The following is a 26,422-nucleotide window of genomic DNA, read 5'->3' as shown; positions in this document are numbered from 1 at the left end:
CCGCCCGGAGTGATCCATGTCCCCTGAGCCTGTCGAAACGCCATCCGCCGCCATCGCCCCCAAGGGCGGCGTCGCCCGCTCCAGCCGGCGGGTGATGAACCTGTCCCATGTGCTGCGCCAGGCGGCGCGACGCTTCCCCGGCGAGATCGGCTTCGTGGACGGCGCCCGCACCGTCACCTGGGGCGAGATGGAAGCGCGGGTGGATGCCATGGCGGCGGAGCTTTCCCATCGCGGGGTGGGCAAGGGTGATCGCATCCTGGTGCAGTCCAAGAACTGCCTTGAAATGTTCGAGAGCATGTTCGCCGCCTTCCGCATCGGCGCGGTTTGGGTACCCACCAATTTCCGCCAGACGCCGGGGGAGGTGGCCTATCTCGCCTCCGCCTCGGGGGCGCGGTTGATGATCTGCCATGCCGATTTCCCCGAGCACGTGCCTGCGGTACTGGCCGAGGCGCCGTCCGTCGCGGCGGTGATCGCCATCGGCGCCGCCGATTTCGGGCCGGACTATGCCGACCTCGTGGCCGCCCGCCTCGGGGAAAAGGCCAAGGTGGCGGACGTGGAGCACGACGACCCGTGCTGGTTCTTCTTCACCTCCGGCACCACCGGGCGGCCCAAGGCGGCCGTGCTTACCCACGGCCAGATGGCCTTCGTCATCACCAACCATTTGTGCGACCTGATGCCCGGCACCACCCAGGCCGACGCCTCGCTGGTGGTGGCTCCGCTGTCCCACGGGGCGGGGGTGCACCAACTGGTGCAGGTGGCGCGGGCGGTGAAGACCATCCTTTTGCCGTCCGAGAAGTTCGACGCCGCCGATGCGTGGCGGCTGGTGGAAGAGTGGCGCGTCACCAACATGTTCACCGTGCCCACCATCACCAAGCTTCTGGCCGAGCACCCCTCGGTGAACACTTACGACCATTCCTCCCTGCGCTATGTCATTTATGCTGGCGCGCCCATGTATCGGGAGGACCAGAAGCGGGCGCTGAAGGCGCTGGGCAAGGTGCTGGTGCAGTATTTCGGACTGGGCGAGGTCACGGGCAACATCACCGTGCTGCCGCCGGCCCTGCATGATCCCGAGGATGGTCCCAACGTGAAGCTCGGCACCTGCGGCTTCGAGCGCACGGGAATCCAGGTCCAGATCCAGAATGACGCGGGCGAGGAGGTACAGCCCTTCGAGACCGGGGAAATCTGCGTCTGCGGCCCTGCCGTGTTCGCCGGCTATTTCGACAACGCGGAAGCCAACGCGAAGGCGTTCCGCGACGGCTGGTTCCGCACCGGCGACCTCGGCCACATGGATAACGAGGGCTTCGTCTACATCACCGGCCGCGCCTCCGACATGTACATTTCTGGCGGCTCCAACGTCTATCCGCGTGAGGTGGAGGAAAAGGTGCTCACCCATCCGGCGGTGGCGGAGGTGGCCATCCTCGGCGTGCCCGATCCCATGTGGGGCGAGGTGGGGGTGGCGGTGTGCGTGCTGCGCGAGGGCGCGAGCCTCGCCGAGGACGAGCTGATCGCGTTCCTCGACGGCAAGGTCGCCCGCTACAAGATGCCCCGCCGCGTCCATTTCTGGGACGCGCTGCCGAAATCCGCCTACGGCAAGATCACCAAGAAGATGGTGCGTGAGGCCTTGGCCGAACGCGGCCTGCTGGAGCCGCCGCCCGCCACCCGCTCCGCCTGAAGCGCGCCGCGGCACCGGAAACAAAGCCCCAAGGGAGAGACATGATGAGCAGGACGCGAAGCGTGATCGTGACGGGAGGCGCCTCGGGCATCGGCCTCGCCGCGGTGGAGGCGCTTCTGACAGAAGGCTGGCGCGTGGTCGCGGCCGATGTCGATGCAGTGGCGGTGGAGCAGGCGCGGGCACAGCTTGCCGGGCACGGCGACCGCGTGCGCGTCGAACTGGCCGACATTTCCGATGAGGCGCAGGTGGTAGACCTCGTCACCCGCACCCAAGGGGAGTTCGGCCCGCTGTGGGGCGTGGTGAATTCCGCCGGCATCGCCCGCGACGTGCCGGCGCTGGACACCTCGGTGGCGCTGTTCCGCGAGATCCTCGACGTGAACCTCGTCGGCACCTTCCTAGTGGCGCGGGAGGCGGCGCGGGTGATGAAGGAGAATGGCGGCGGCGCCATCGTCAACATCGCCTCGGTCTCGGGCATCAGGGGCAATCTCGGACGCTCGGCCTATGGCGCCTCCAAGGGCGGCGTACTGGTGCTGACGCAGATCCTCGCGGTGGAGTTCGCGCCCTTCAACATCCGCGTGAACGGCATCGCCCCCGGCCCCATCGAGACGCCCATGGTGAAGGCGATGCACACGGCGGAAGCCCGTGCCGGCTGGATGAAGACCGTGCCCATGCGCCGCTATGCGGTGCCCTCCGAGGTCTCCGGCGGCATCGCCTTCCTGCTGGACGAGACCAAGTCCTCCTTCATCACCGGGCAGACCCTGAATGTGGACGGCGGCTTCACCGCCGGCGGGTTGATCGGGCTTTAGGTCCGGCGCTCCGGCTGCGCCGTCGCTGGGCCGGGATACGCGTCATGCCCCAGTTGACGCCGCCGCCCGGCGCGGCATCGTCTGGCGGGATGGGGCGGTGAGTCTGGCGTCGTGATGTGCAGCCGGGAGACCGGGGGTGGAGGCGGGGATGGAGGAAACCACGCGCGTCTTCGACCTCGCCATCATCGGCGGCGGCATCAATGGCGCCGGCATTGCCCGCGATGCGGCGGGGCGCGGCCTGTCGGTGGTGCTGTTCGAGCAGGCGGACCTCGCTTCCGGCACCTCGTCGGCCTCCACCAAGCTCATCCATGGCGGGCTGCGCTACCTGGAACATTATGCGTTCCGCCTGGTGCGGGAGGCGCTGGCCGAGCGCGAGGTGCTGTGGGGCATCGCCCCGCACATCATCTGGCCGCTGCGCTTCGTGCTGCCGCATCATGCCGGCCTGCGCCCGGTGTGGATGCTGCGGCTGGGCCTGTTTCTCTATGACCATATGGGCGGCCGCCGCCTGCTGTCGCCCACCCGAACGCTGGACCTCCGACACGATGCCGCCGGTTTGCCGCTGTGCCCCGGCCTTCGCACCGCATTCGAATATTCCGACTGCTGGGTGGACGATGCCCGCCTCGTGGTGCTCAACGCCCGCGATGCGGCGGACCGGGGCGCCTCCATCCGCCCACGCACCAGGGTGGTAAGCGCGCATCGCGTCGATGGCCTGTGGGAGATCGAAGCGGAAGGGGCGGCTGGGCGGCAGAGAGTGCGCGCCCATGCGCTGGTGGATGCCGCCGGCCCCTGGGCCGGGCAGATGCTGGACGTGCTGAAGGTGAATGCCCGCGCCCGCCTGCGCCTCGTCAAGGGCAGCCACATCGTGGTGCACCGCCTGTTCGCGCACGATCGCTGCTACCTGTTCCAGAATGCGGACGGGCGCATCGTGTTCGCCATCCCCTACGAGGGCGATTTCACCCTCATCGGCACCACCGACCTCGACTATTCCGGTCGGCCGGAGGACGTGGCGGCGAGCCCCGAGGAGGTGGTCTATCTGTGCGCGGCGGCGAGCGAGTATTTCGCGGCCTCCGTGGCGCCGGAGCAGGTGGTGTGGGCCTATAGCGGCGTGCGCGCGCTCTATGACGACGGTGCGGGCAAGGCCCAGGAGGCCACCCGCGACTATGTGCTGGCCCTCGACGCGCCGGAGGGCGAGGCGCCGCTTCTGTCCGTGTTCGGCGGCAAGATCACCACTTATCGACGCCTCGCAGATGCCGCGCTGACGCGGCTTGCGCCGCATTTGCCTACGCTGGGTCCGGCCTTTACGGGCAAGGTGCCGCTGCCGGGCGGGGATTTCCCGCGGGAGGGGTTCGAGCATCTGCTGAAAAGCCTGCGCCGCACCTTCCCCTCCCTCGATCCGGCCCTGCTCAAGCGCCTCGCGCGCGCTTATGGAACGTCCAGCTTCCGCCTGCTGGAGGGCGTGATGCATGAGGACGACCTTGGCGACTGGTTCGGCGCCCATCTGTGCCGCCGCGAGGTGGACTGGCTGATGGACCAGGAATGGGCAGTCACCGCCGAGGACGTGCTGTGGCGCCGCTCCAAGCTCGGCCTGCGGACCTGCCATGAGGAAGCACGGGCTCTCGACGCCTACATGGCCGCTCGGCGCGGTGGCCTGTAAAAGCAAAAATCCGGGAGGAACCTTTGGCCGCCTATATCCTCGCCATCGACCAGGGCACCACCTCCTCGCGCGCCCTGCTGGTGCGGCGCGACGGCACCATCGCGGCGCTGGCGCAGGAGGAGCTGCCCCAGCATTTTCCGGCCTCCGGCGCGGTGGAGCAGGAGGCGGAGGACATCTGGAATACGGTTCTCACCTGCTGCCGCGCAGTGTTACGGCAGGCGGGGGCGGGTGCATCCGACATCGCCGCCATCGGCATCACCAACCAGCGCGAGACGACGCTGGTGTGGGATCGCGCCACCGGCCGCGCCATCCACCGTGCCATCGTCTGGCAGGACCGGCGCACGGCGGACACCTGCGCCCGCCTTGAGGGTGAAGGCCATGGCGCGCTGGTCCACGCCCGCACCGGCCTGCTCATCGATCCCTATTTCTCCGCCACCAAGATCGCCCACATCCTTGACGCCGTACCGAATGCTCGCGCGCGGGCGGAGCGGGGCGAACTGGCCTTCGGCACGGTGGACAGCTTCCTCCTGTTCCGCCTCACCGGCGGACGGGTGCATGCCACCGACGCCACCAACGCGTCCCGCACCATGCTGTTCGATATCCATAAAGGCGCCTGGGACGACGATCTGCTGGCCCTCTTCGGCGTGCCCCGCGCGCTGCTGCCACAGGTGCGCGACTGCGCGGCCGAGTTCGGCGTCACCGATCCGGCGCTGTTCGGCGCCCCGATCCCCATCCGCGGCATGGCGGGTGACCAGCAGGCCGCCATGGTGGGGCAGGCGTGCTTCCAGCCCGGCATGGTGAAATCCACCTACGGCACCGGATGCTTCGCCTTGCTGAACACGGGCGCAACGCCGGTTGCCTCGCGCCATCGCCTCATCACCACCATCGCCTACCAGATCGACGGGCGGCGCACCTATGCGCTGGAAGGCTCCATCTTTGTGGCCGGCGCGGCGGTGCAATGGCTGCGCGACGGGCTGAAGATGATCTCCCATGCCGCCGAGAGCGACCGTCTCGCCGCCGAGGCGGATGAGGCGCAGGACGTGATTCTGGTGCCGGCGTTCGTGGGCCTCGGCGCGCCCTATTGGCGGCCACAGGTGCGCGGGGCCCTGTTCGGCCTCACCCGTGCCACCGGGCCGGCCGAGCTGGCGCGGGCGGCGCTGGAGGCGGTGTGCTTCCAGACCTGCGATCTCATCGACGCCATGCACGCGGACTGGCCGGGGCAGGGCGGTGCCACTGTGCTGCGGGTGGATGGCGGCATGTCGGCCTCCGACTTCACCATGCAGCGTCTCGCCGACCTCCTCGGCGCGCCGGTGGATCGCCCGGCGGAGACGGAGACCACGGTGCTGGGCGCCGCCTATCTCGCCGGGCTTCAGTGCGGCTTCTTCCCGCCGCCGGATATCTTCGCGCAAAGCTGGCGGCTGGAGCGGCGGTTCGTGCCCGCCATGCCGGCCGAGGTGCGCGCCGGCCGGCTCGCGGCCTGGCGCGCCGCCGTGGACTGCCTTGTCGGCAGGGATTGACCTTGGAGCCTGCTTGGGCGCCCACTGGCTATCAATGGCGAACGCGCGCCTTCGAATGCCGCGAAGCCAAGAAGGGGAGGGCGCCCGGATGAGAGAGGACGACAGCTTCTCGCCGGAAGAGCGCGCCGCCATCTACCGCTGCATCCGCGAGCGGCGGGACGTGCGGCGCAATTTCCGGCCCGATCCGGTGCCGCCCGATGTGCTCGCCCGCGTGCTGGCGGCGGGCCATGCGGCGCCCTCGGTGGGGTTCCTGCAGCCGTGGAATTTCATCGTCATCCGCGAGAGCGCCACCAAGGAGGCGCTGCACGCCGCCTTCACCCGCGCCAATGCGGAGGCCGCCGCCATGTTCGAGGGCGAGCGGGCCGATCTCTACCGTTCGCTCAAGCTCGAAGGGCTGCGCGAGGCGCCGCTTCTGCTGTGCGTCACCTGCGAGCGCGAGCGCGCCGGACCGGTGGTGCTGGGTCGCACCCACCAGAGCGAGATGGACATCTATTCCACCGTCTGCGCGGTGCAGAATATCTGGCTGGCGGCGCGGGTGGAGAATCTGGGCGTGGGCTGGGTCTCGATCCTCGCCCTTGCGGACCTGCACCGCATCCTCGCCATTCCCGACCACATCGTGCCCATCGCACTGCTGTGCGTGGGCTATGTGGAGGGATTCGCCCACACACCGGACCTTGAGCGGGCGGGCTGGCGCAAAAGGCTGACGCTGGAGGACCTGGTGTTCGAGGAGCGCTTCGGCGAACGGGAGAAGATCCCCGTCAGCGGCTGAGAGAGACCTGCTGGTTGCTCTCGGAGATGAGGCCCACATAGCGGTTGGGGCCGGACGGCTGGAGCCGGGCGGTGACCTTGCCCTGATGGTTCTGCAGCACGATGTCCGAGCCCATCATGTCCCAGCCCTTGGTCATGAAGATCTCGCTGGGGCAGGACACGTCGGCCTGGGCCGAGAGGCCGGAAAGGCCGCGATCGGTGCTGAGCTTGAGCGGGCAGGAATTGCGCCCGTCGTCCCAGGTGAAGGTCCAGGCACCGGACAGCTGGCCCTGCGCCGGGCTCGCCGCATAGGCGGTGCCGCCGGGGTTGGCCGCGGGCGGGGTGAGGGGCACGTTGGAGGCGGTGGAGCGCGGCGTGATCGCGCCGGTAGCGGTCTCCGCCGTGGAGGCCGAGACGTTCGCGGGCGCCGGCGCGCTCTCCACCGATCCGGTGGGCGCCGTCAGAACCCGATTGCTCGCCACGGCGGACGGCTTCGCCCCGAAGCCGTCGAGCTCTGTGCTGCAACCGCCGAGTGCCAATGCACCAAGGGTCAGCGACAGGGCCGCCGATACCTGAACCACCTTCATTCAACGCACTCCGGACGTGCCCGCAAACCCTAGCGCGTCTCCCAAGCCTCCGCCACCTGCGGAAAAGCCCGGATGAGCGCCATCAACGTTCGGGCCGCAGCCGGTTCGGAGGGAACTCCGTTGCCGGCTGTGACAGCGGGCACCCTTTCGGCAGAACATGGCAGCACCAAGGCCAAGGCCTCACCTTAATACCGTCCCAGGGTGGTTGATGGACGCGATGGTTAAGGCGGGTTAATCAGCAGTCCCCTAGCTTCTCGCCAGATTCTTCACCCCTTCGCTTGCCGGAGCCTGCCCATGTCCATGCTCGATCCCAGCACCCTGACCCTTCTTGTCACCGGCGCCACCTCCGGCATCGGCGCGGCGACGGTGCGCCGCTTCGCCAGCGTCGGCGCGCGGGTGGTGGCGGTGGGGCGCCGGGCCGAGCGGCTCGAGGCGCTGAAGGCGGAGTTCGGCGACCTCATCCATCCCCTGGTGCTGGACGTGCGCGACGAGAAGGCCACCTTCGAGGCCTTTTCCAGCCTGCCGGCGCCGTTCAACGCCTATAACGTGGTGTTCGCCAATGCTGGCCTCGCCCTCGGCCTCGAACCCGCCTATGCGGCGGATCTGGAGGAGTGGAAGACCATGGTGGATACCAACATCACCGGCCTTCTGGTGACCGTGCGGGCGAGCCTGCCGGCCATGATCGAGCGCAAAGAGGGGCACCTGGTGTTCACCGGCTCCATCGCCGGCGACTATTCCTATCCCGGCGCCAACGTCTACGGCGCCACCAAGGCCTTCGTGAAGCAGTTCTCGCTGAACGTGTGGGCGGATGTGGCCGGCACCGGCGTGCGCGTCACCAACATCGAGCCGGGCCTCACCGAGACCGAATTCTCCGTGGTCCGCTTCGGCGGCGACAAGGAGCGGGCCGACAAGGTCTATGCCGGCGCCACCCCCATGACCGGCGAGGACATCGCCGAGCAGGTGTTCTTCGCCTGCACCCTGCCGCGGCATGTGAACATCAACCGCATCCAGTCCATGTCGTCGCAGCAGTCCTTCGGCCCGCTGGCGATCAAGCGCGACCCGGTGTGATAGGCGGGCCGCGCCGGCAGGGCGGTGAAATCGGGTGGGCGCGGCTTGTCGGCTCTGGTCAGATGGGCCACGCTCGACCTGAAGGAGATGCCCCGTGCTGGCGCTCGATTGCCCCGCCCTCGATTTGTCCGCTTCCGGAGGCCGGATGACCGCGACGCCGGCCACCCCGCTCGCCATCGCCGCCCGCGACTATGACGTGGTGCGCCGGGCGGTGGAGTATATTTCCCGCCATGTGCGCCAGCAGCCGGAGGTGGAGGAGATCGCCGCCGCCGCCGGCGTCTCCGCCCGCGCGCTCACGGATCTCTTCCGCCGCTGGTGCGGGCTGACCCCCAAGGCCTTCCTGCAGGCGGTGACCCTCGACCGGGCCCGCCGCATCGTCTCCGAATGCCCGAACGTGCTGGATGCGGCCTTCGAGCTGGGCCTGTCCGGCCCCGGCCGGCTGCACGACCTGTTCGTGGTGCACGAGGCCATGTCGCCGGGCGAATGGAAGACTGGCGGGGCGGGGCTGGTGGTGCGCTTCGGCTTCCATCCCTCGCCGTTCGGGCTGGCGCTGGCCATGTCCACGCCGCGCGGCCTGTGCGGCCTCGCCTTCGCCGACGTGGGGGAGGAGGCCGCGGCGCTTGCCGACATGCGCGCCCGCTGGCCCAACGCCACCTATGTGGAAGACCCCACCGCCACCGCGCCTCTGGTGGCGCGCATATTCGATCCCACCTCATGGCAGGGTGACCAGCCGCTGCGGATCGTCTTCATCGGCACGGATTTCGAGATCAAGGTGTGGGAGACGCTGCTGCGCATCCCCATGGGCCTTGCCACCACCTATTCCACCATCGCCGAGCACGTGGGCCGGCCGAAGGCGGCGCGGGCGGTGGGCGCGGCGGTGGGCAAGAACCCCATTTCCTTCGTGGTGCCGTGCCACCGCGTCATCGGCAAGAGCGGCGACCTCACCGGCTACCACTGGGGCTTGACCCGCAAGCGCGCCATACTCGGCTGGGAAGCCGGCAAGGTGGAGCCGGCGGGGGAGTAGCGCCCTCAGCCCTTGCGGCTGCTCTTGCGGGAAATCAGCGCGCGCGGGTCGATCTTCTGCATGGGGCCGGTGCGCCGTGCGCTGATGCAGCGCGAGCCTGCGGGGACGTAGACGATTTCGCTGCGCTGCGCCATTTCGCGGACCTGCGCCAGGCAGGCGCGCCGCAGGGTGATCTCGCTCATTTCAGTCCTTCCATGGGGGAGCGCGCTTTTTAGCGGAGTGGAAGCCGTTTGGCTCCTGCTTTATTGATAAAAGACGCGGTCCCGTGGAGGTTTTTCTTCGTGTGGTGGGTGCCTACCCCACCCAGCCCTTCAACTCCCGCTCCACCACGTGTGCGAGTACACCTATGCCCTCGGCGTCGGCATTGAGGCAGGGGATGGCGGCGAATTTCTTGCCGCCGTGGTGCTCGAAGATCTCGCGGTTCTCCACGCCGATCTCCTCCAGCGTCTCCAGGCAGTCGGCGACGAAGCCGGGATTGACCACGGCGAGCCGCTTCACCCCGCTTTCCGCCAGCGCCTTCACCGTCTCGTCGGTGTAGGGGCGCAGCCATTCCTCGCGGCCGAAACGGGACTGGAAGGTGAGGCGGAAGCGCTTGTCGTCGAAGCCGAGGCGCGCGCGCAGCAGGCGGGCGGTCTTGGCGCACTGGCAGTGATAGGGATCGCCCTTCAGCAAATAGGATTTCGGCACCCCGTGGAAGGAGGCGAGGATTACCTCCGGCTCGAAATCGAGGGCTGCCAGGTGCCGCTCCAGCGAGGTGGCCAGCGCATCGATATAGACAGGATCGTCGTGCCAGGGCGGGGCGACGCGCAGAGTCGGCTGCCAGCGCATCTGTTTCAGCGCATCGAAAGCCTTGTCGCACACCGTGGCGGAGGTGGCGGCGGAATATTGCGGATAGAGCGGCACCAGCAGGATGCGCTCGCAGCCCTGGGCCTGGAGCGCGGCGAGGCGCTCGGCGATGGGCGGCTTGCCGTAGCGCATGGCGAAATCCACCACGATGCGCTCGTCAAGGCCCGCGAGTTGCGCCGCAAGCTTCTCCGCCTGGTCGCGGGTGATGGTCTTCAGCGGGCCTTCGTTGCGCTCATGGTTCCAGATGCTGGCATAGTCGCGGCCCTTGGGGCCGGGCCGCTTGGTGAGGATGATGGCGTTGAGGACGAACCACCACAGGGCGCGGTTCACCTCGATCACCCGCCGGTCGGAGAGGAATTCCTTCAGGTACGCCCGCATGGACCAGTAGTCGGTGGCCTCCGGCGTGCCGAGATTGACGATGAGCACGCCGATGCGGCCGAAGGCGACCTTCGGGTGGTCGGGGGGCAGGTGCGTCGTGTCGGGGGAGAACGCGGGCAGGTTTGCGGTCATGGATTCCTCGAAGATGTCCCGGCGAGATGGCGCCTGCGCGCCCGCGCGTCAATCCATGGCGCGCTGATGCGGCGCTGGGCTTGCGACCCGGCCAGTCCCATACGCAGCGGCGGCGGTGCCGGATGGCGCGCGGCGATCGATGGAACGGCCGCACCGTCGGGACCTGGAGCCGCCCGCGCCGTTCGGGTGCGGCGGCGGACTGAACGCCGGCCCCTGGGCTGACAGGTGCACGTCCTGCAATGCAGAATGGCAGTGACCAACCGGGGCAGCCTCGTGTTGCCGTCGCGAGGGCGGAAGGCTACAGCCTCGCTGATACCGGCCTGCCGAACGGCGGGCGCATAAGAAGGAGACGTTCCATGTCGCACACGCTGTTTCGCCTGGGTGCCGCCGCGGTGCTGACAGGCATGCTCTCGCTTGGCGGGATCGTGTCTGCCTCTGCGGCGACCTCCGGCAAGGACGCTCTTGCCCTGCTCAACAAGGATGGCGACGACACGCTGGAGATCGTCGAGGTGATCGACCTCGGCTCCAAGCTGTTCGTGGCCATCAATCCGGACGGCGACACCACCCTGGAGAAGGACGAGACCAACGGCCGGCTGACCGATGCGGACTGGAAGGCCATCAACAAGGATGGCGACAAGACGCTTGAGATGGACGAGTGGCTCGCGGTGGTTCGCACCCGCTTCAACGCGGCCGATGCCAACAAGGATGGCAAGCTGACGGCGAAGGAACTGGATTCCCCAGCTGGCCAGAAGCTGCTGCTGCTGCTGGTGAAGTGATGCCGGGTTGGTTCGACATGGTCGAACCGACCCCTTGATCCGGAGCCTTTGATCCGGAGCCGTTGATTCACTTGGGCCGGTGAGAGCGCCTCATCGGCCCCAGGCATCCGCGGTCGCCATGCGGGCGGCTTGATCCCTGACGGCGGCCAAAGGTGATTCGGATATCCGAGGAGAGGGCGCGCAATCGTCCGCAGCCGGACGGAAAAGCGCGCGCGTCGGCAGGAAACGCCGCGACATAGGCGCGGTGTCTGCGGCGCGGTGTCTGCGTCCCGTTCGGTCTCCGGCAATGCCGGAGACCCGGCGAGGTCATCGCAAGGTCGAGGTGAGGGATGGTGGGCGCGACAGGGATCGAACCTGTGACCCCTACGATGTCAACGTAGTGCTCTCCCGCTGAGCTACGCGCCCCCTCGCAGGAGCCGCCTCTATATCGGCCGGTTTCGCCGGAGGCAAGACCCCTGAGTGTGGATCAGGCGGCTGCCAACATCTTTCCCACCTCGGAGACGAGATCGCGCAGGTGGAAGGGCTTTGAGAGCACCTTCGCCTCGCTGGGCGCCTCGTTGTCGGCATTCAACGCCACGGCGGCGAAGCCGGTGATGAACATGACCTTGAGGTCGGGATCGAGTTCGGTCGCCCGGCGGGCGAGTTCGATTCCGTCCATCTCGGGCATGACGATGTCGGTGAGCAAAAGCTCGAAGGGTTCCTCGCGCATGCGCTCATAGGCGGACCGGCCATTGTCGCACGAGGCGACGGAATAGCCCGCGTTCTGAAGCGCCTTCACAAGAAAGCGCCGCATGTCGTTGTCATCTTCGGCGAGCAGGATCTTGGGCACGCCACTTCCCCTGATGTCGTGATCGGTCCTTCCCCGGTGCGGGGCCGGGGGCCATATGACTTGTCTGACCCAATCGGGTAAATTCGAAGTGAAGGTCCCGCAACCTCTTCACAAATCGCTGCCCGCCGGGCCATCATGCGGTCCGGTCCAGGCGATTTTTCTGGAACGTTTCCAAGCCATTGGGTTCCTTGATGACCGCCTGCCTCGCCGACGCCATTGACCCCGCCTTCGAGGTGCTCGCGCCGGCCGGCATGACCGCGCCGTTCGTTTTCAATTCCCCGCACTCCGGACGAATCTATCCGCGCAGCTTTGTCGCCCAGACCCGGCTCGACTTTGCCACGTTGCGGCGCTCGGAAGATACGTTCGTGGACGAATTGTTCGTCCATGCGGTGTCTGAGGGGGCGCCGATGATGCGGGCGTTGTTCCCGCGCTCCTTTCTCGATCTCAACCGTGAGCCCTATGAGCTGGACCCGCGCATGTTCGAGGGCCGGTTGCCGCCCTTTGCCAATACCCGGTCGATCCGGGTGTCGGGCGGGCTCGGCACCATCGCGCGGGTGGTGGGCGATGCGCAGGAGATTTATCCGCGCCGCCTCGCCGTGAGCGAGGCGCTGGAGCGGATCGAGACCTATTACAAGCCGTACCATCAGGCCCTGCGCCGGCTCATCGGCCGGGTGCAGCGCCAGTGGGGCCTGGCGGTGCTGGTGGATTGCCATTCCATGCCCTCCGCCTCCAACCGCGAGGACATGGCCCGCGCCGATTTCGTCATCGGCGATCGCTACGGCACCAGCTGCAGCGAGATCGTGACCGAGGCCATCGAGCAGGGGCTGACCGCGCGCGGCTATAAGGTGGTGCGCAACAAGCCCTATGCGGGCGGCTACATCACCGAGCATTACGGCAATCCCTCCGCCGGCCTGCATGCGGTGCAGATCGAACTCAACCGCAGTCTCTATATGGAAGAGGCCGTCTATGAGCGGCACGCGGGGTTCGAGCGGGTCCGCTCCGACATCGCCACGCTCCTGCCGGAGCTGTTTGCCGCCGTCATCGACCGGCTTGCGCCATCGCGCGCAGCTGCCGAGTGAGCGAGCATTGCATTTTTTAAACTGGTGCCTTGCGTTTTTCGAATGGCACGGCTACCAATTCCACCACGGCTGATGGTTTGAGCATCATTATACCGGTTGCGGACATCAACGCGGGTGCGTTGGTGTCATGTCGGTTTTTGGTGGGGGAGAAAGTGACGAGAGATCGCTTCCCGCAAGCCTGCTAGACGGCCGTTCAGGTCTCCGGCGCATGATCTGCGCAATCGGCAGGCCCAAAAAGAAAGGGGCCGTCCGCGTGAGCGAACGGCCCAAGTCTAGGGAGGAAACGCCCAAGGAGGGCAGCGACACAGCGACGCCAATCGCCATGTCGCAGTGCACAAATAGCCCAGTGCGGTGCCATAAATCAAGTCCCCTTTTGTCGCAGTCTGACATCGCACAATAAGCCATTGATTTTATTTATTTTATTCTGAGCGCGCTGCGTCCGGTCGCTCCTGTTGTTGGCCGCCTCCGGGCAAAAATTATTCGCATCGAGTCGCAAATCATCCTGCTGTGTCTGTGATCGGGGCCCCTTCGGGCTCCAAATCCGTTCGCGCGTCTTCATGGGCGCATCGCGCGTCAGGGCGTGATCGGGATGGGAGCGGACCGGGGGCGACGCACGTCGTGTCGGATACGCGCATCGGTCGGATAGGGGAGGGGGCATCCGCGGCGGCCGGGCAACAGGCGCGGATTTGAAGGCGGTGCTCTGAGGGCGAGATGCCTCCGACCTTGAGGTGCTCGGACCTGACGGTACCACGTCGAAAACCTCAGCCAAAAAGCGCTCACAAGAAAGGCGCTCGCAACCGAGGAGAGCCTTCGCCAGAAAGCGTGGCCAGATCCGGCGCTCGACCAGGGGTTCCGCAGAAGGACCCGCGCAGGCAGGCCCAAAAAGAAAGGGACCGCTCACGTTGCCGGAGCGGTCCAAGTCTAGGGAGGAAACGCCCAAGGAGGGCAGCGGCACTGCAACAAGCAATGCCGCGCTGCACCAATATGCCTCTGCGGCCACTTTGCATCAAGGCCCGGACCGGCGGATTGTTTGGGCAGCTCCGGCTCAACTAAAACCATTCGTTTGCAGTCTTTTGTTCGTCGACTGCCTATTTGGTGCGCGATTGCATCATTGCGATGCCTGCCGTTCGCCCAAGCGGGGAGCGAATTTGCGTTGCAGGCTTTTGCGGCTGGCCTTTCCGGGCCCACGTCTCCCGGTCCGCTTGTCCCGTCCATGTCGCGGTCATCTTTTTCCTTGGCAGCGACGGAGCCGCGCGCTTTGTTGGCCGCGCGCCTTTTCGGCGCCGACCGCCGCGACTCCGCGCCAACTGCTGGCGCGGGTCCCGCGGCATGCCCATCGCCTTGATTCTGCGGAGCCGTCATGACCGCCGTCGATTTCGACGCTTTCGTCCACAAGCTCGCGACCGTCTCCGGAGAGGCCATCCTGCCCTTCTTCCGCACCGCCCTCGGCGTGGAAGACAAGGGCGCCGGCCGCGGCTTCGATCCGGTCACCGAGGCGGACCGCGCCGCCGAGCAGGCCATGCGCAGGCTGATCCGCGACACCTTCCCGGCCCACGGCATCATCGGCGAGGAATTCGACAATGTGGCCGGCGATGCGCCCTATGTCTGGGCTCTGGACCCCATCGACGGCACCAAGTCATTCATCGCCGGCCTTCCCGCCTGGGGCACGCTGATCGGCCTGCTGAAGGAGGGGGATCCGGTCTACGGCATGATGCACCAGCCCTTCATCGGCGAGCGCTTTTTCGGCGACGGCGGCGTCGCGCGCTACCGTGGCCCCGCAGGGGAGCGCATCCTGTCAGCACGGGACTGCAAGCGCCTCGAGGACGCCATCCTCTTCACCACCAGCCCGCGCCTGATGAACACGCCTGACCGCGCGGCCTTCGAGACCGTGGAGGAGCGCGCGCGCCTCTCCCGCTACGGCGGCGATTGCTATGCCTACTGCATGGTCGCGGCGGGACTGGTGGATCTCGTCATCGAGACCGGACTGCAGGATCACGACATCATCGCCCTGGTCCCCATCATCGAGGGGGCGGGGGGCATCGTCACCAGCTGGGAAGGCGGCTCGCCGGTCCATGGCGGGCGCGTGGTGGCAGCGGGCAGCCGCAGGGTGCATGAGGAGGCGCTTCGCCTCCTCACCGCGTGAGTTCTGGAGGCGCTTCGCCTCCTCACCGCGTGAGTTCTGGAGGCGCTTCGGCTCCTCACCGCGTGAGTTCTGGAGGCTTTTCGCCTCCTCACGGCGTGGAACTCAGCAGGCTTTTCGCCTCCTGATGGCGAGAATGCCGCCTTACAGGATCGGCGTGCCGGGGATGAAGGCGTCGAACGCGGCCCAGAACTGGGCGCGGAAGATGTCGCGCTCCATCATCAGCTCGTGGCGGCTGGCCGGCACCACCACATGGGCGCCGGCGATGAGCCGGGCCGAGAAATGCTCAATCGCCTTGTTGGAGACCAGCCGCTCGCCCCCGGCGGCGATGATGAGCAGGGGCTGGCGGATGCGGCTGATGGTGTCCGGGTGCGTCAGTTCCGCCATGGTCGCCTCGGCCCCCGCGAGCCAGCCCATGGTGGGCGCGCCGAGGTCCAGCATCGGGAAGGCGCTGGCGAGGGCCTGGGTGCGCTCGAACCGGGCGCGGTCGGAGGTCAGGAGGTTGCCCTCGAACCGCATGCGCGACAGCGCGCGTCCGTGCCCGCCCGGCACATAGGCGCGGGCGAAGCCCAGATGGGCGAGCGCGAGGGACATCGGGCGCACGATCCCTTCGAAGGGCACCGCATCCAGGCCCAGCATGGGCGCGGTGAGGACCATGCGATCGAACCAGCGCTGGCCGTCCAGCACCGAGGACAGGAGAATGGTGGCGCCCATGGAATGGGCCAACGCGAAATGCGGTGGCGGGCAATCGGGCAGCATCACCTCGCGCGCGAACACCTCCAGGTCGAGGAGATAGTCGCTGAATCGGGCGACGTGCCCCTTCAACGGATTGCGCAGCAGGCGCTGGGAGCCGCCCTGGCCGCGCCAGTCCACCATGGCCACGGCGAAGCCGCGGGAGCGCAGCTCGCGCACCACCTCGAAATATTTCTCGATGAATTCGCAGCGGCCGCCGAACAGGGCGACGGTGCCTTTCACGCTGCCGGCCTCGGGCGCCCAGCGGGCAAAGCGCAGCTTCACGCCGTCTTCGGCGATGAGTTCGCCGGTGACGCAGCCGTCGGGCACGGGATGGTTCGGAAGGGCGAACAGGGTCATGCGAGGCTTCGGCAGGCTCTGCTGGGTCGCAAGCCGGAAGACCCGGCCCGGATCGGTCCGCGAGGGTTACACGCTCGGGCGGGCCTTCACAATCGCGGCCTTCGCTCGTCACGGCGCGGTGGGGCGGAAGCCGATCACCTGCATGCCGTTGATCTCGCCGCTGTCGGCATCCAGCACCAGACGCACCCGTTCGCCCCGCGGCCCGGTGGCCTCGGCGAGGAAGCTGCGCCCGCGCTGGCGCACGGCACTCACGTCCATGAAGCCGCGGGCCTTCAGGTTCGCCGCCACCTCTTCCGATTTCAGCGGCGGTGCGCCGGGTGGGCGGGCCTGGACTGGCCGGAAGGGATCGGGGCGGCTTCGCGGGGAAAGGGGCGCGGGGACATGGGCAGTGAACGCTTCCGCCATCTGGCTCAGGTGCCGGCCGGAAGCCCCGGGCGCGGCGGTCTCGCCGGGCTGTGCTTCGGTGGTTTCAGCCGGCGCATCCGGGCCGGGCTGAAGGGCCACCTCCTGTTCCCCAAGCGTGCACTGGGCGGCGACCGGCGGTGCCGGCATCGCCAACAGGGCGCACAGGAAGGCCAAAATGGCAGCCGGGGCGGCGCGCATCGCCTGCTCCCTCCCTTTCCGCGACATCTGCGGATGGAGCTTCACGTCAGCCCACAAGTTTACCGGTGGTGCTTGAATGAAATCCGACGCCACCGTTCATCCGATGTTCAGGAAACCGACCCGTGGCTTCCGCCCCTTGACGCCCGAAAACGGCTTCCCCACATCCTTCCCAGGCGCCGGGCACTCGTGGCGGCGCCGGAACCGGCCCCGGCTTCGGAGGGGCCTGCATGTCGCTTCAAAGGAGGATATGCCATGCGTACGTTTGATCTATCTCCGCTGTACCGCAACACCGTCGGTTTTGATCGGCTGTTTTCGCTGCTCGATTCCGTCGGGGGCGTGGATGCGGCGCCCACCTACCCGCCCTACAACATCGAGCGAACCGGCGAGAATGCCTATCGCATCACCGTTGCCGTGGCGGGCTTCACCGAGTCCGAGCTGGGCATCGAGGTGAAGGAGAACACCCTCACCCTCAAGGGCGAGAAGAAAGCGGCTGAAACCACCGAGGCCGGCCAGATGCTGTATCGCGGCATCGCGGGACGGGCCTTCGAGCGCCGTTTCCAGCTCGCCGACCATGTGGAGGTGAGGGGTGCCGCCCTTGAGAATGGCCTGTTGCACGTGGACCTCGTGCGCAGCATTCCCGAGGCCAAGAAGCCCCGTATCATCCCGATCGCCACCGCTGCGGGTGCCGAGGCGCCGAAAAGCATCGAGGGCGCGGGGTCGGCTCAGGCCGCCTGAACAGGGTTGCCTGAATAAAGCCCGCCGGGCCGGCGGGCTTGGGGGGCGAATCGGTTTCGCCCCCATTCTTCCAGGCGGCGCCGTCAGCGCCGCCTTTTGCATGTGAGGGTTGATTTTCGCGGGGTTGATCTTGGCGGCCGAGCGGGGGAGGAGAGGGGACCCCTCCGCCTGAAAGGTCCGCTCTCTTGTCCGCTTCCCGCCCCAAGGTTCTTGTCACCACCCGTCTGTTCGATGATGCCACCACCCGCTTCCTGGAGGAGGGGGGCTTCGAGGTGGTGCCCTCCGGCCTGCCCGGTGACGCGGTCGACACTCACATACCGGACGCCGATCTCAATGCCCTGCTGGACGGGGCGGTAGCCTGGATCGTTGGCCAGCGGGCGGTGACGGGGGATGTGCTCGCCGCCCACCCCCAGCTCAAGGTGATCGCCAGGCGCGGCGTCGGCTACGACCGCGTGGACGTGGCTGCGGCGCGCGATCTTGGTCGGGTGGTCACCATCGCGGCCGGAGCCAACGATCCGGCGGTGGCGGACCACACCATTGCCTTGACGCTGGCGGTGCTCCGGCGCCTCAAGGAAAGCGACGCCGCCATCGCGCGCGGCGACTGGCGGGTGGTGGTCGGGTCCGATCTCACCGGCAAGACGGTGGGGCTGATCGGCTTCGGCCGCATCGGACGTCAGGTGGCGCGGCGTCTTTCCGGGTTCGACGTGACGGTGCTGGTCACATCGCGCCGGCCGGACCCTGATGCCGCCGGCGTTACCTTCGTGCCGCTCGACGAGTTGATCGCGCGGAGCGACGTGGTGAGCCTTCACGCTCCGCTGGCGCCGGAAACGCACCATGTCATCAATGCCGTGACGCTGAAGGCCATGAAGCGGGGCACGGTGGTGGTGAATACCTCCCGCGGCGGCCTCGTCGACGACGCGGCCCTGCTTGCCGCGCTGGAACAGGGCGAGATCGCGGGCGCCGGCCTCGACGTGTTCGAGGCGGAAGCGGACCCGGCCTTGCAGCCCCTCGCTCAAGCCCTCGCCGCGCGCGCGGACGTGGTGGCCACGTCCCATGCGGCGGGATCGAGCGAGGAGGCGCTGGCGCGGGGTAACCTCATTTCCGCGCAATGCGTGGTGGCGGCGCTGGCCGGCGCCCCGTTTCCGCCCGGCTGCCTGATCGCGGACGGTCGTGTGAAGTAATTCGTTTACCCTATTGAAATTAAAGCTCTTCGGTTCGGGCGGTCGCGCCCGCCGGGCTGAAGGGCGATGCTTCGCCGGATCGTGGGGCGAGGCTGCATCGACACCTCAAGAGGTGCCGATAAGTTTATGGTTAATAAAGTATTTTGCATGAATGCAAGGTGGCTCAGCCGCCGCTGATGGCGGTGAGGATGAAGACGTCCGCTCCCGGCACGAGCGGGGTGTCGAGCCGGGCCCGGCGGCCATTCACGAACACATTGATGTGCCGGCGGATGGCCGGGCGCTCGTCGCACAGCCGGTCGCGCATGCCCGGCCAGCGCGCCTCCAGCGCGTCCATGAGCTGCCGGACATCGCCAGCCACCACCTCGACCAGCGTCTCGCCATCGGGGAACAGCCGCACCAGATGGGCGGGCAGCCGCACCCGCACGGGAGCGCGGGGCGACGATTGCGGATCGGCGGGCATGGTCATGCCTCCACGACGAGGGTCTCCACCGAGGAGATGGTGGGCAGGTGCTCGGCGACGCGGCTCCAGGTCTCACCCTCGTCGGGTGAGACATAAAGCTCGCCCGAGCCGGTGCCGAAATAGACGCCCGCCGGCTCCAGCGTGTCGGTGGCCATGGCCTGGCGCAGCACGTTGAAATAGGCGTTCTGCTGCGGCAAGCCCGCACGCAGAGCGGTCCAATTTGCGCCGCCGTCGCGGGTGCGCCAGACGGCGGCCTTGGCATCGGGCATGAAGCGGCCCGCCGTGTCGCCGTTCAGCGGGACCAGAAAGAGCGTGTCCGGATCGCGCGGGTGGGCGGCGGCGGGAAAGCCGAAGCTGGAGGGCAGGCCCTGCTCGATGCTGGCCCAACTCACTCCGCCATCGTCCGAGCGGTACATGCCGCAATGGTTCTGCTGGTAGAGCCGATGGCGCATGCCCGGTGCCTTCACCACGCAATGCACGCACTGGCCGTGCTCGGGATAATTCTGGCCCTCGGGCAGGTAATCGGCGCGGGTGCCGCGATTGCGCGCGCTCCAGGTCTTGCCGCCATCGGCGCTGTGGAACACGCCGGCGGCGGAGATGCCCACCCATACTCCGTCGGGATCTTCCGGGTCCAGAACGAGGGAATGCAGGATCAGCCCGGCCCCGCCCGGATTCCATTCGGCGCGGGAGGGGTGCTGCTGGAGCCCGTCCAGATGGGTGAAGCTCTCCCCGCCATCGTCGGAGCGGAACAGGCCGGCCGGTTCCACCCCGGCATAGAGCGTGCCGCCGGGGCCGGGGGCGAGGCTCCACACGGTTTTCACCGGCGTCTCGCCTTCGGCATAGGCGAGGCCCCGGCTGGAATGGCGCCAGGAGGCGCCGAGATCGTCCGACTGCCACACGGCGGGGCCGAACCATTCGTTGCCGCCACCCGCATGGATGCGTCCCGTCGCCGGGTCGCCCACCACATGGTTCATGGGCCAGGTGTCGCAATACGGGCCGCGCAGGGCCCATGCACGGCGAGCCCCGTTGCTTTCGAGGATGAAGGCCCCCTTCTTGGTTCCCACCAGCACCAGCACCGTTCGCGCCATTTGCTCCTCCCTCGGCCAGCCGGCCCCACCCGGTCTCCTGCCGAGGACGCAAGCGCCGGGCGCGCTCCGACAGGCGCGCCGGAATTTTCCGTCGGGCGTTTTCAACGGCCTTGGAATTCGATGACTGATGATTTATGATATTCATCAGTTCTGATGGAGATGGCCTTGAACATCCGGGTGAAGGAGACGGCGGACGAGACCCGCGAGCGCATCGCGCGGACGGCGGAAGAGCTGTTCCGCCGCATGGGTTTCGCCAAGACGGCGGTGGCGGACATCGCCGCCGAGTTGGGCATGTCGGCCGCCAACGTCTATCGCTTCTTCCCCTCCAAGACCGCCATCGTCGCCACCATCTGCACCCGCACCCTGCTTGAGAACGAGGCGCAGATCGCCGCCGTGCTCGCGGGAGAGGGCACCCCGCAAGAGCGCATCATTGAGGGCTTTGTGACCATCCTGCGCTACCACAAGGAGAATTTCCTTGAGGAGCGGCGCGTGCACGACATGGTGCTGGTGGCCATGGAGAACAATTGGGATGCCATCGAGGCCCACAAGGCGCGCATCGGCGGCATGATCGCCAAGGTGCTGGCCGAGGGCATCGAGAGCGGCGTCTTCGTGCCCCATGATCCGGGGATGGCGAGCCAGATCATCCTCGGCGCCTGCGTGCGCTATTGCCACCCGGTGTTGGTGGTCCAGCATATCGACGAGGATCTGGAGGCGGGCTTGCGGGCCAGCCTCAGCTTCATTCTGCGGAGCATCGAGGTGGAGCGGACACCACTCCCCTGAACGGGAGTGATCCGCGCGCTTTCGTGCGCCTTAAAAGTGATGAAAGATGAATTTCGTCAGCGTTGAGCTGTTACTCGACATTTGACAGGACCGTGCCATGCCAGTCGCTGCCCCCGACCCCCATCCGTCTTCCGGTGCGCCGCGCCTTTTGCGTGCGGGCCTGCTCGTCTCTTCTCTCGCCGCCGTCGCCGCCCTGCTCACCGCCTGCGGAGACCAGGCCCCCGCCCAGACTCAGGCGGATGCGCCTCAGGTGGTGGCGCGGCCGGTGCAGGTTACCACCGTGGCCTTCAAGCCGCGCGATGCGGAGAAGACCTTCGTCGGCGTGGTCCGGGCGCGGCGGGAGATCGACCTTGCCTTCCGCGTGGGCGGCAAGATGGTGCAGCGGAAGGTGGAGGTGGGGGACCTGGTGGCGCCGGGCGACGTGGTGGCCCGCATGGATCCCGAAGACCTGAGGCTCGAACTGGAGAGCGCGCGGGCGGAACTCGCCGCCGCCACCGCCAATCTCAACCAGACCTCCGCCGAGGACGGGCGCTACCGGTCGCTCACTGCAAAGGGATACTCTTCGAACGCCGATCTCGATCGCAAATCCCTCGCCAAGGAGGAGGCGGTCGGCCGCCTGGAGCGGGCGAAGCGGGCGCTGGAACTGGCCGAGAACCGGCTCTCCTATGCCGAGCTGGTGGCCGATGCGGCGGGCGTGGTGGTGGCCACCGCCGCCGAGCCGGGGCAGGTGGTGTCCTCCGGCCAGACCATCGTCCGCGTGGCGCGGCTGGACGAGAAGGAGGCCGTGGTTTCCCTGCCGGAGACCGCGCTGGCCGATGCCCGCGCCGCCGATGCCTTCGTGACCTTGTGGGCCGAGCCGGGCCGGCGCATTCCCGCCCGGCTGCGCGAGCTTTCGCCCCAGGCCGATGCCACATCGCGCACCTATCCCGCGCGCTTCACCCTCGATGGGGCGGATGCCACCGTCGCCCTCGGCATGACCGCCACCGTCACCCTGCGCCCGAAGGACCAGCAGGTGGTGGCACGGCTGCCGTTGTCCGCCGTCATCGATCGGGGCCATGGCCCGCAGGTGTTCGTGGTGGACGGCGCCAGCCGCACCCTTGCCGCAAGGCCGATCACCATCGCTGCCTATACGGAGGATCAGGTGCTGGTGGCCGGCGGCGTCGCGCCCGGCGACGAGGTGGTGACGCTGGGCGTGCAGACGCTGCTGCCGGGCCAGAAAGTGCGCACCGCCAAGCTTCCGGGCAGCACCGACATGGCCGCCGCCGGCCTCAGGGAGATCCGGCCGTGAGCCCCGCCGACCAGCCCCCCGGGAGCGCGCCGGACGAAGCCGGCTCGGGCTTCAACCTCTCGCGCTGGGCCATCACCCACCGCGCACTGACCCTGTTCGCCGTCCTCTTGCTGGCAGCGGCGGGGGCTTATTCCTACCTCAACCTCGGCCGCGCCGAGGACCCCTCCTTCACCATCAAGGTCATGGTGGTGCAGGCGGCGTGGCCGGGGGCCACCGCGTCCGAAATGCAGGCCCAGGTGGCCGACCCCATCGAGAAGAAGCTGCAGTCCCTGCCGCACCTCGACCGGGTGGAGAGCTATTCGCGCCCCGGCGTCTCCTTCGTGCAGATCTTCCTGGCGGATTCCACCCCGGCGCGGGAGGTGAAGGACCTCTGGTACCAGGTGCGCAAGAAGGTCGCCGACATGCGCGGCGACCTGCCGGCGGGCGTCATCGGCCCCGGCTTCGACGACGAATATGGCGACGTCTATTCCGCCCTCTACATGCTGAGCGGGGAGGGTGCCGCCCCGGCCGAGCTGAAGCGGCAGGCCGAGATCATCCGCCAGCGCCTGTTGCGCGTGAAGGACGTGGAAAAGGTCGACCTCATCGGCGAGCGGCCCGAGCGAATCTATATTGAGTTCTCCCACGCCCGCCTCGCCAACCTGGGCGTCACCCCGGCGCAGGTGTTCGACAGCGTCGCCCGGCAGAATGCCGTGGTGGCGGGTGGCGCGGTGGATACCCGCTCCGACCGCATCAATCTGCGCCTCACCGGCGCCTTCAGCGGCGTCGAGGCCATCGCCGAGGTTCCGGTGGCGGTGAACGGCTCGCTGGTGCGCCTCGGCGACATCGCCACCGTCAAGCGTGGATACGAGGACCCACCTTCCTTCCTGGTGCGCCAGCATGGGCGCCCGGCCATCGGCATCGGTGTGTCCATGGCGGCGGGTACCAACATCCTCACCCTCGGCAAAGAGCTGAAGGCGGCCATGGCGGAGGCCACCGCCGAGCTGCCCGTGGGCATCGATGTGACCCAGGTGGCCGACCAGCCGCACATCGTCGGCGAATCGGTGGGCGAGTTCCTGAAGACCTTCGTGGAAGCCCTCGTCATCGTGCTGGTGGTGAGCTTCCTGTCGCTGGGCTTCCGCACCGGCATCGTGGTGGCGCTCTCCGTGCCGCTGGTGCTGGCCATCGTGTTCCTGGTCATGTTCGCCACCGGCATGGACCTGCACCGCATCACCCTCGGTGCACTCATCATTGCGCTGGGGCTTCTGGTGGACGACGCCATCATCGCCATCGAGATGATGGTGGTGAAGATGGAGGAGGGCTGGGACCGCATGCGCGCGGCCACCTTCGCCTGGACCTCCACCGCCTTCCCCATGCTCACCGGCACGCTGGTGACCGCCGCCGGCTTCCTGCCCGTGGGCTTCGCCAAGTCGTCCTCCGGCGAGTATGCCGGCGGCATCTTCTGGGTGGTGGGCTTCGCCCTCATCGCCTCGTGGTTCGTGGCGGTGATCTTCACGCCCTATCTCGGCACGGTGCTTTTGCCCGACATGAAGAAGGGCCATGCCCACGAGATGCACGACGGCCGCCTCTACCGTGCCTTCCGCCGGGTGCTGGAGGCGAGCCTGCGGCACCGCTTCCTGGTGATCGGCGCCACGGTGGCGATGTTCGTCGGCTCCGTCGTGGCGTTCGGCCTTGTGCAGCAGCAGTTCTTCCCCACCTCCACCCGGCCCGAGCTGTTCCTGGAGATGCGCCTGCCCGAGGGCACGTCCATCACCGCCACCGAGGCCACGGCGAAGAAGGCTGAGGCCCTGATCGGCGACGATGCCGACGTGGCGACCGCCACCACTTACGTGGGCCGCGGCGCGCCGCGCTTCTGGCTCGGCCTCAACCCGGTGCTGCCGAACCCGAATTTCGCGCAGATCGTCATCGTGGCGAAGGACATCGAGGCCCGCGAGCGGCTCAAGGCGCGGCTCGACGGCGCCCTCGCCGAAGGTGCGCTCTCGGAAGCGCGGGTGCGCGTCGACCGCTTCGTGTTCGGCCCGCCGGTGGGCTTCCCGGTGCAGTTCCGCGTGGTGGGCCCCGACCCCATCGCGGTGCGCGACATCGCCGAGAAGGTGCGCGTGGTCATGGCCGCCGACAAGGACATGATCGACCCCCACCTCAATTGGGGCGAGCAGGTCAAGTCCATCACCCTGGCCGTGGACCAGGACCGCGCCCGCGCCCTCGGCACCACCCCGCGCGATCTCGCCGAGACCCTCCAGACCCTGCTGTCCGGCTATACCGTGACCCAGCACCGCGAGGGCAACCTGCTCATCGACGTGGTGGCCCGCGCCGTCCCTGAGGAACGCCTGGACCTCGAACACCTCGCCGCCCTCACGGTAACCACCCGCAACGGGCTCGCCGTGCCACTGGGACAGGTGGCGCGCATCGCTTATGCCCATGAGGAGCCCATCCTCTGGCGGCGCGACCGCGACCTCGTGCTCACCGTGCGCGGCGACGTGAAGGACGGGGTGCAGCCGCCGGACGTGACCACGCGGCTGTTGCCGAAGCTGGCGTCCCTCAAGGCCGAACTGCCGCCCGGCTACCGCATCGAGACCGGCGGCTCCATCGAGGAGAGCGCCAAGGCCAACGCCTCGCTGGCGGCGGTGTTCCCGGTGATGATCATCGTGATGCTGACGCTGCTGATGATCCAGCTGCAGAGCTTCTCGCGCCTGGCGCTGGTGCTGGCCACGGCGCCCCTCGGCCTCATCGGCGCGGCGGCGGGGCTGATCATCGCCCACAAGCCGTTCGGCTTCGTGGCGCTGCTGGGGCTCATCGCGCTGGCCGGCATGATCATGCGCAACACGGTGATCCTGGTGGACCAGATCGACCACGACATCCGCGACGGACACACCCCCCACCGCGCCATCGTGGATGCCACGCTGCGGCGGGCACGGCCGGTGGTGCTCACGGCGCTGGCGGCGGTGCTGGGCATGATCCCGCTCGCTGAAAGCGTGTTCTGGGGCCCCATGGCCGTGACCATCATGGGCGGCCTTCTTGTGGCCACCGTGCTCACGTTGCTGGTGGTGCCGGCGCTCTACGCCACTTGGTTCCGTGTGAAGGTCGCGGATGAAAAGGAAGCGCCGGCGGCCCTGCCGCTGCCGGCCGAATGAATGGCCCGCCTGGGCGCCGGATCCGGTCGGATCTCGTGTGCGCGGGCGGACAACGAGGTCCCGGCGCCCCCCGGGACAGTCCTCCCTGCCCGGTCGCGGCTATTGCCCCCAGTCGTGGCCGGGCGGGAGGATATCTTGATCAGCCGCCGCTCCGCCCGATGGTTCGGACGGGGCAGAACGGGCCTCAGCTCTTCTTCTCGCGCAGGGCGAGGCCGAACATGAGCGTGCCGACGCCGTTGACGATGAGGTCGACGCCCAGGAACAGGCCGAGGATGTAGAGCGAGTTCACCGGCCAGCGGGCGATGATGATGGCGCCAAGCAGCAGGGTGACGATGCCCGACACCACGATGAAGCCCCAGCCCTTGGCGGGCCGCGAGCCCACGCCGGCGAAGATGCGGAAGATGCCTTCTACCGCCAGCGCCACGCCGATCATGAGCGTCAGCACGCCGGCACCCAGCAGCGGGTTGTAGATCATAAGGCCACCGGCCACCACGTAGAGCACGCCGGCCAGCAGCCAGTAGAAGAAGCGGCCCCAGCCCTGGACCCGAAAGGCGTGGATGACCTGGACCACGCCGCCCACGAGAACCAGCGCGCCCACCCACAGCACCGTGACGAAGGTGGAGGCGAGCACATGGGCGAGGGCCACGAACCCGAGCACGATGAATGCGATGCCCAGCACTGCGAACCAGCCCCAGCTGGCGCGGATGGCGTGGAGCTGATCGGTAACGGTGGATGCGGGGGTCTGCGCAGGCATTGTCATTTTGCCGTCTCCGGATGCGAGGCCGTAGATCCCTCGCCGGTTGGGGTGAGTC

At 67.9% G+C, this 26,422-nt stretch carries 24 protein-coding genes and 1 tRNA gene; 15 read left to right on the top strand and 10 right to left on the bottom strand.

The annotated features are described in order from the left end of the window. Window positions 1–16 precede the first annotated feature (16 nt). The 5 genes from FBQ73_RS18680 (at window position 17) to bluB (ending at window position 6,418) form a co-directional block, all read left to right on the top strand. Complete coding sequence (locus FBQ73_RS18680; protein WP_138400997.1) at window positions 17–1,672, top strand: acyl-CoA synthetase; 1,656 nt, start codon at window positions 17–19, stop codon at window positions 1,670–1,672. 44 nt (window positions 1,673–1,716) lie between these two features. Continuing rightward, complete coding sequence (locus FBQ73_RS18675) at window positions 1,717–2,478, top strand: SDR family NAD(P)-dependent oxidoreductase (protein WP_138400996.1); 762 nt, start codon at window positions 1,717–1,719, stop codon at window positions 2,476–2,478. 148 nt (window positions 2,479–2,626) lie between these two features. Beyond that, entirely contained in the window at window positions 2,627–4,132 is a 1,506-nt protein-coding gene (gene glpD / locus FBQ73_RS18670) for a glycerol-3-phosphate dehydrogenase (protein ID WP_138400995.1), read from the top strand. A gap of 23 nt (window positions 4,133–4,155) precedes the next feature. Beyond that, the gene (gene glpK / locus FBQ73_RS18665) at window positions 4,156–5,649 is read left to right on the top strand and encodes a glycerol kinase GlpK (protein ID WP_138400994.1); all 1,494 of its coding nucleotides are present in this window, start codon (window positions 4,156–4,158) and stop codon (window positions 5,647–5,649) included. 88 nt (window positions 5,650–5,737) lie between these two features. Beyond that, window positions 5,738–6,418, top strand: coding sequence for a 5,6-dimethylbenzimidazole synthase (gene bluB, locus FBQ73_RS18660; RefSeq protein WP_138400993.1), 681 nt, complete (start codon window positions 5,738–5,740; stop codon window positions 6,416–6,418). On the opposite strand, the gene FBQ73_RS18655 is transcribed toward bluB, so the two are convergent. After that, the gene (locus FBQ73_RS18655; protein ID WP_138400992.1) at window positions 6,408–6,983 is read right to left on the bottom strand and encodes a protease inhibitor Inh/omp19 family protein; all 576 of its coding nucleotides are present in this window, start codon (window positions 6,981–6,983) and stop codon (window positions 6,408–6,410) included. The two genes, bluB and FBQ73_RS18655, sit on opposite strands and share 11 nt — an antisense overlap. A 294-nt stretch (window positions 6,984–7,277) precedes the next feature. Here FBQ73_RS18655 and FBQ73_RS18650 point away from each other — a divergent pair, with 294 nt between their 5' ends. Beyond that, window positions 7,278–8,051, top strand: coding sequence for an SDR family NAD(P)-dependent oxidoreductase (locus FBQ73_RS18650; RefSeq protein ID WP_138400991.1), 774 nt, complete (start codon window positions 7,278–7,280; stop codon window positions 8,049–8,051). A gap of 145 nt (window positions 8,052–8,196) precedes the next feature. Further along, a complete protein-coding gene (locus FBQ73_RS18645) occupies window positions 8,197–9,075 on the top strand; it encodes a methylated-DNA--[protein]-cysteine S-methyltransferase (protein WP_138400990.1) in 879 nt (292 codons plus the stop codon). Between the two features lie 5 nt (window positions 9,076–9,080). Here FBQ73_RS18645 and FBQ73_RS22850 read toward each other — a convergent pair whose 3' ends face one another. Then, a complete protein-coding gene (locus FBQ73_RS22850) occupies window positions 9,081–9,257 on the bottom strand; it encodes a hypothetical protein (protein ID WP_170218970.1) in 177 nt (58 codons plus the stop codon). A gap of 112 nt (window positions 9,258–9,369) precedes the next feature. Next, window positions 9,370–10,431 carry a ferrochelatase gene (hemH, locus tag FBQ73_RS18640; protein WP_138400989.1) on the bottom strand — a complete coding sequence of 354 codons (1,062 nt, stop codon included), beginning with the start codon at window positions 10,429–10,431 and terminating at the stop codon, window positions 9,370–9,372. A 356-nt stretch (window positions 10,432–10,787) separates the two neighbouring features. Between hemH and FBQ73_RS18635 the strand changes: the two genes are divergently transcribed. Beyond that, window positions 10,788–11,207 carry an EF-hand domain-containing protein gene (locus FBQ73_RS18635; RefSeq protein ID WP_138400988.1) on the top strand — a complete coding sequence of 140 codons (420 nt, stop codon included), beginning with the start codon at window positions 10,788–10,790 and terminating at the stop codon, window positions 11,205–11,207. A 330-nt stretch (window positions 11,208–11,537) separates the two neighbouring features. Here FBQ73_RS18635 and FBQ73_RS18630 read toward each other — a convergent pair. Continuing rightward, window positions 11,538–11,612: transfer RNA gene (locus FBQ73_RS18630), tRNA-Val, on the bottom strand. 61 nt (window positions 11,613–11,673) lie between these two features. Further along, window positions 11,674–12,036 (bottom strand): cell cycle two-component system response regulator CpdR, encoded by a 363-nt coding sequence (gene cpdR, locus FBQ73_RS18625; RefSeq protein ID WP_012114807.1) that lies wholly within the window; start codon window positions 12,034–12,036, stop codon window positions 11,674–11,676. Window positions 12,037–12,227: 191 nt separating this feature from the next. Between cpdR and FBQ73_RS18620 the strand changes: the two genes are divergently transcribed. Both FBQ73_RS18620 and hisN read left to right on the top strand, forming a co-directional pair. Continuing rightward, window positions 12,228–13,115: an N-formylglutamate amidohydrolase gene (locus FBQ73_RS18620; RefSeq protein WP_138400987.1), complete on the top strand. Its 888-nt coding sequence runs from the start codon at window positions 12,228–12,230 to the stop codon at window positions 13,113–13,115. A 1,360-nt stretch (window positions 13,116–14,475) separates the two neighbouring features. Continuing rightward, entirely contained in the window at window positions 14,476–15,258 is a 783-nt protein-coding gene (gene hisN / locus FBQ73_RS18615; RefSeq protein WP_138400986.1) for a histidinol-phosphatase, read from the top strand. Between the two features lie 141 nt (window positions 15,259–15,399). Here the strand turns inward: hisN and FBQ73_RS18610 are convergent, their stop codons facing one another. Together FBQ73_RS18610 and FBQ73_RS18605 are read right to left on the bottom strand one after the other, a co-directional pair. Further along, the gene (locus FBQ73_RS18610; protein WP_138400985.1) at window positions 15,400–16,347 is read right to left on the bottom strand and encodes an alpha/beta fold hydrolase; all 948 of its coding nucleotides are present in this window, start codon (window positions 16,345–16,347) and stop codon (window positions 15,400–15,402) included. A gap of 108 nt (window positions 16,348–16,455) precedes the next feature. Continuing rightward, complete coding sequence (locus FBQ73_RS18605) at window positions 16,456–16,950, bottom strand: hypothetical protein (RefSeq protein WP_138400984.1); 495 nt, start codon at window positions 16,948–16,950, stop codon at window positions 16,456–16,458. Between the two features lie 252 nt (window positions 16,951–17,202). Between FBQ73_RS18605 and FBQ73_RS18600 the strand changes: the two genes are divergently transcribed. Beyond that, window positions 17,203–17,685: an Hsp20 family protein gene (locus FBQ73_RS18600; RefSeq protein WP_138400983.1), complete on the top strand. Its 483-nt coding sequence runs from the start codon at window positions 17,203–17,205 to the stop codon at window positions 17,683–17,685. A gap of 185 nt (window positions 17,686–17,870) precedes the next feature. Beyond that, complete coding sequence (locus FBQ73_RS18595) at window positions 17,871–18,866, top strand: phosphoglycerate dehydrogenase (protein ID WP_138400982.1); 996 nt, start codon at window positions 17,871–17,873, stop codon at window positions 18,864–18,866. Window positions 18,867–19,029: 163 nt separating this feature from the next. Here FBQ73_RS18595 and FBQ73_RS18590 read toward each other — a convergent pair whose 3' ends face one another. Then, on the bottom strand, window positions 19,030–19,332 hold the full coding sequence (locus tag FBQ73_RS18590; protein ID WP_342780540.1) for a MoaD/ThiS family protein: 303 nt from the start codon (window positions 19,330–19,332) through the stop codon (window positions 19,030–19,032). Continuing rightward, a complete protein-coding gene (locus FBQ73_RS18585; RefSeq protein ID WP_138400980.1) occupies window positions 19,329–20,414 on the bottom strand; it encodes a sialidase family protein in 1,086 nt (361 codons plus the stop codon). The genes FBQ73_RS18590 and FBQ73_RS18585 overlap by 4 nt, the downstream gene beginning before the upstream one ends. Before the next feature lie 165 nt (window positions 20,415–20,579). On the opposite strand from FBQ73_RS18585, the gene FBQ73_RS18580 reads away from it, so the two are divergent. The 3 genes from FBQ73_RS18580 to FBQ73_RS18570 all read left to right on the top strand — a co-directional run bounded on the left by FBQ73_RS18580 (window position 20,580) and on the right by FBQ73_RS18570 (window position 25,610). After that, on the top strand, window positions 20,580–21,194 hold the full coding sequence (locus tag FBQ73_RS18580) for a TetR/AcrR family transcriptional regulator (protein ID WP_170218969.1): 615 nt from the start codon (window positions 20,580–20,582) through the stop codon (window positions 21,192–21,194). Window positions 21,195–21,291: 97 nt separating this feature from the next. Further along, entirely contained in the window at window positions 21,292–22,482 is a 1,191-nt protein-coding gene (locus FBQ73_RS18575; protein ID WP_138400978.1) for an efflux RND transporter periplasmic adaptor subunit, read from the top strand. Then, window positions 22,479–25,610, top strand: a complete 3,132-nt coding sequence (locus tag FBQ73_RS18570; protein ID WP_138400977.1) for an efflux RND transporter permease subunit — start codon at window positions 22,479–22,481, stop codon at window positions 25,608–25,610. The genes FBQ73_RS18575 and FBQ73_RS18570 overlap by 4 nt, the downstream gene beginning before the upstream one ends. Before the next feature lie 184 nt (window positions 25,611–25,794). Here FBQ73_RS18570 and FBQ73_RS18565 read toward each other — a convergent pair whose 3' ends face one another. After that, the gene (locus tag FBQ73_RS18565) at window positions 25,795–26,370 is read right to left on the bottom strand and encodes an HdeD family acid-resistance protein (RefSeq protein ID WP_138400976.1); all 576 of its coding nucleotides are present in this window, start codon (window positions 26,368–26,370) and stop codon (window positions 25,795–25,797) included. Between the last annotated feature and the right edge of the window lie 52 nt (window positions 26,371–26,422).

Source organism: Xanthobacter autotrophicus, from assembly GCF_005871085.1.
Classification (GTDB): domain Bacteria; phylum Pseudomonadota; class Alphaproteobacteria; order Rhizobiales; family Xanthobacteraceae; genus Xanthobacter; species Xanthobacter autotrophicus.
This window is presented reverse-complemented; position numbering and strand designations above follow the sequence as displayed.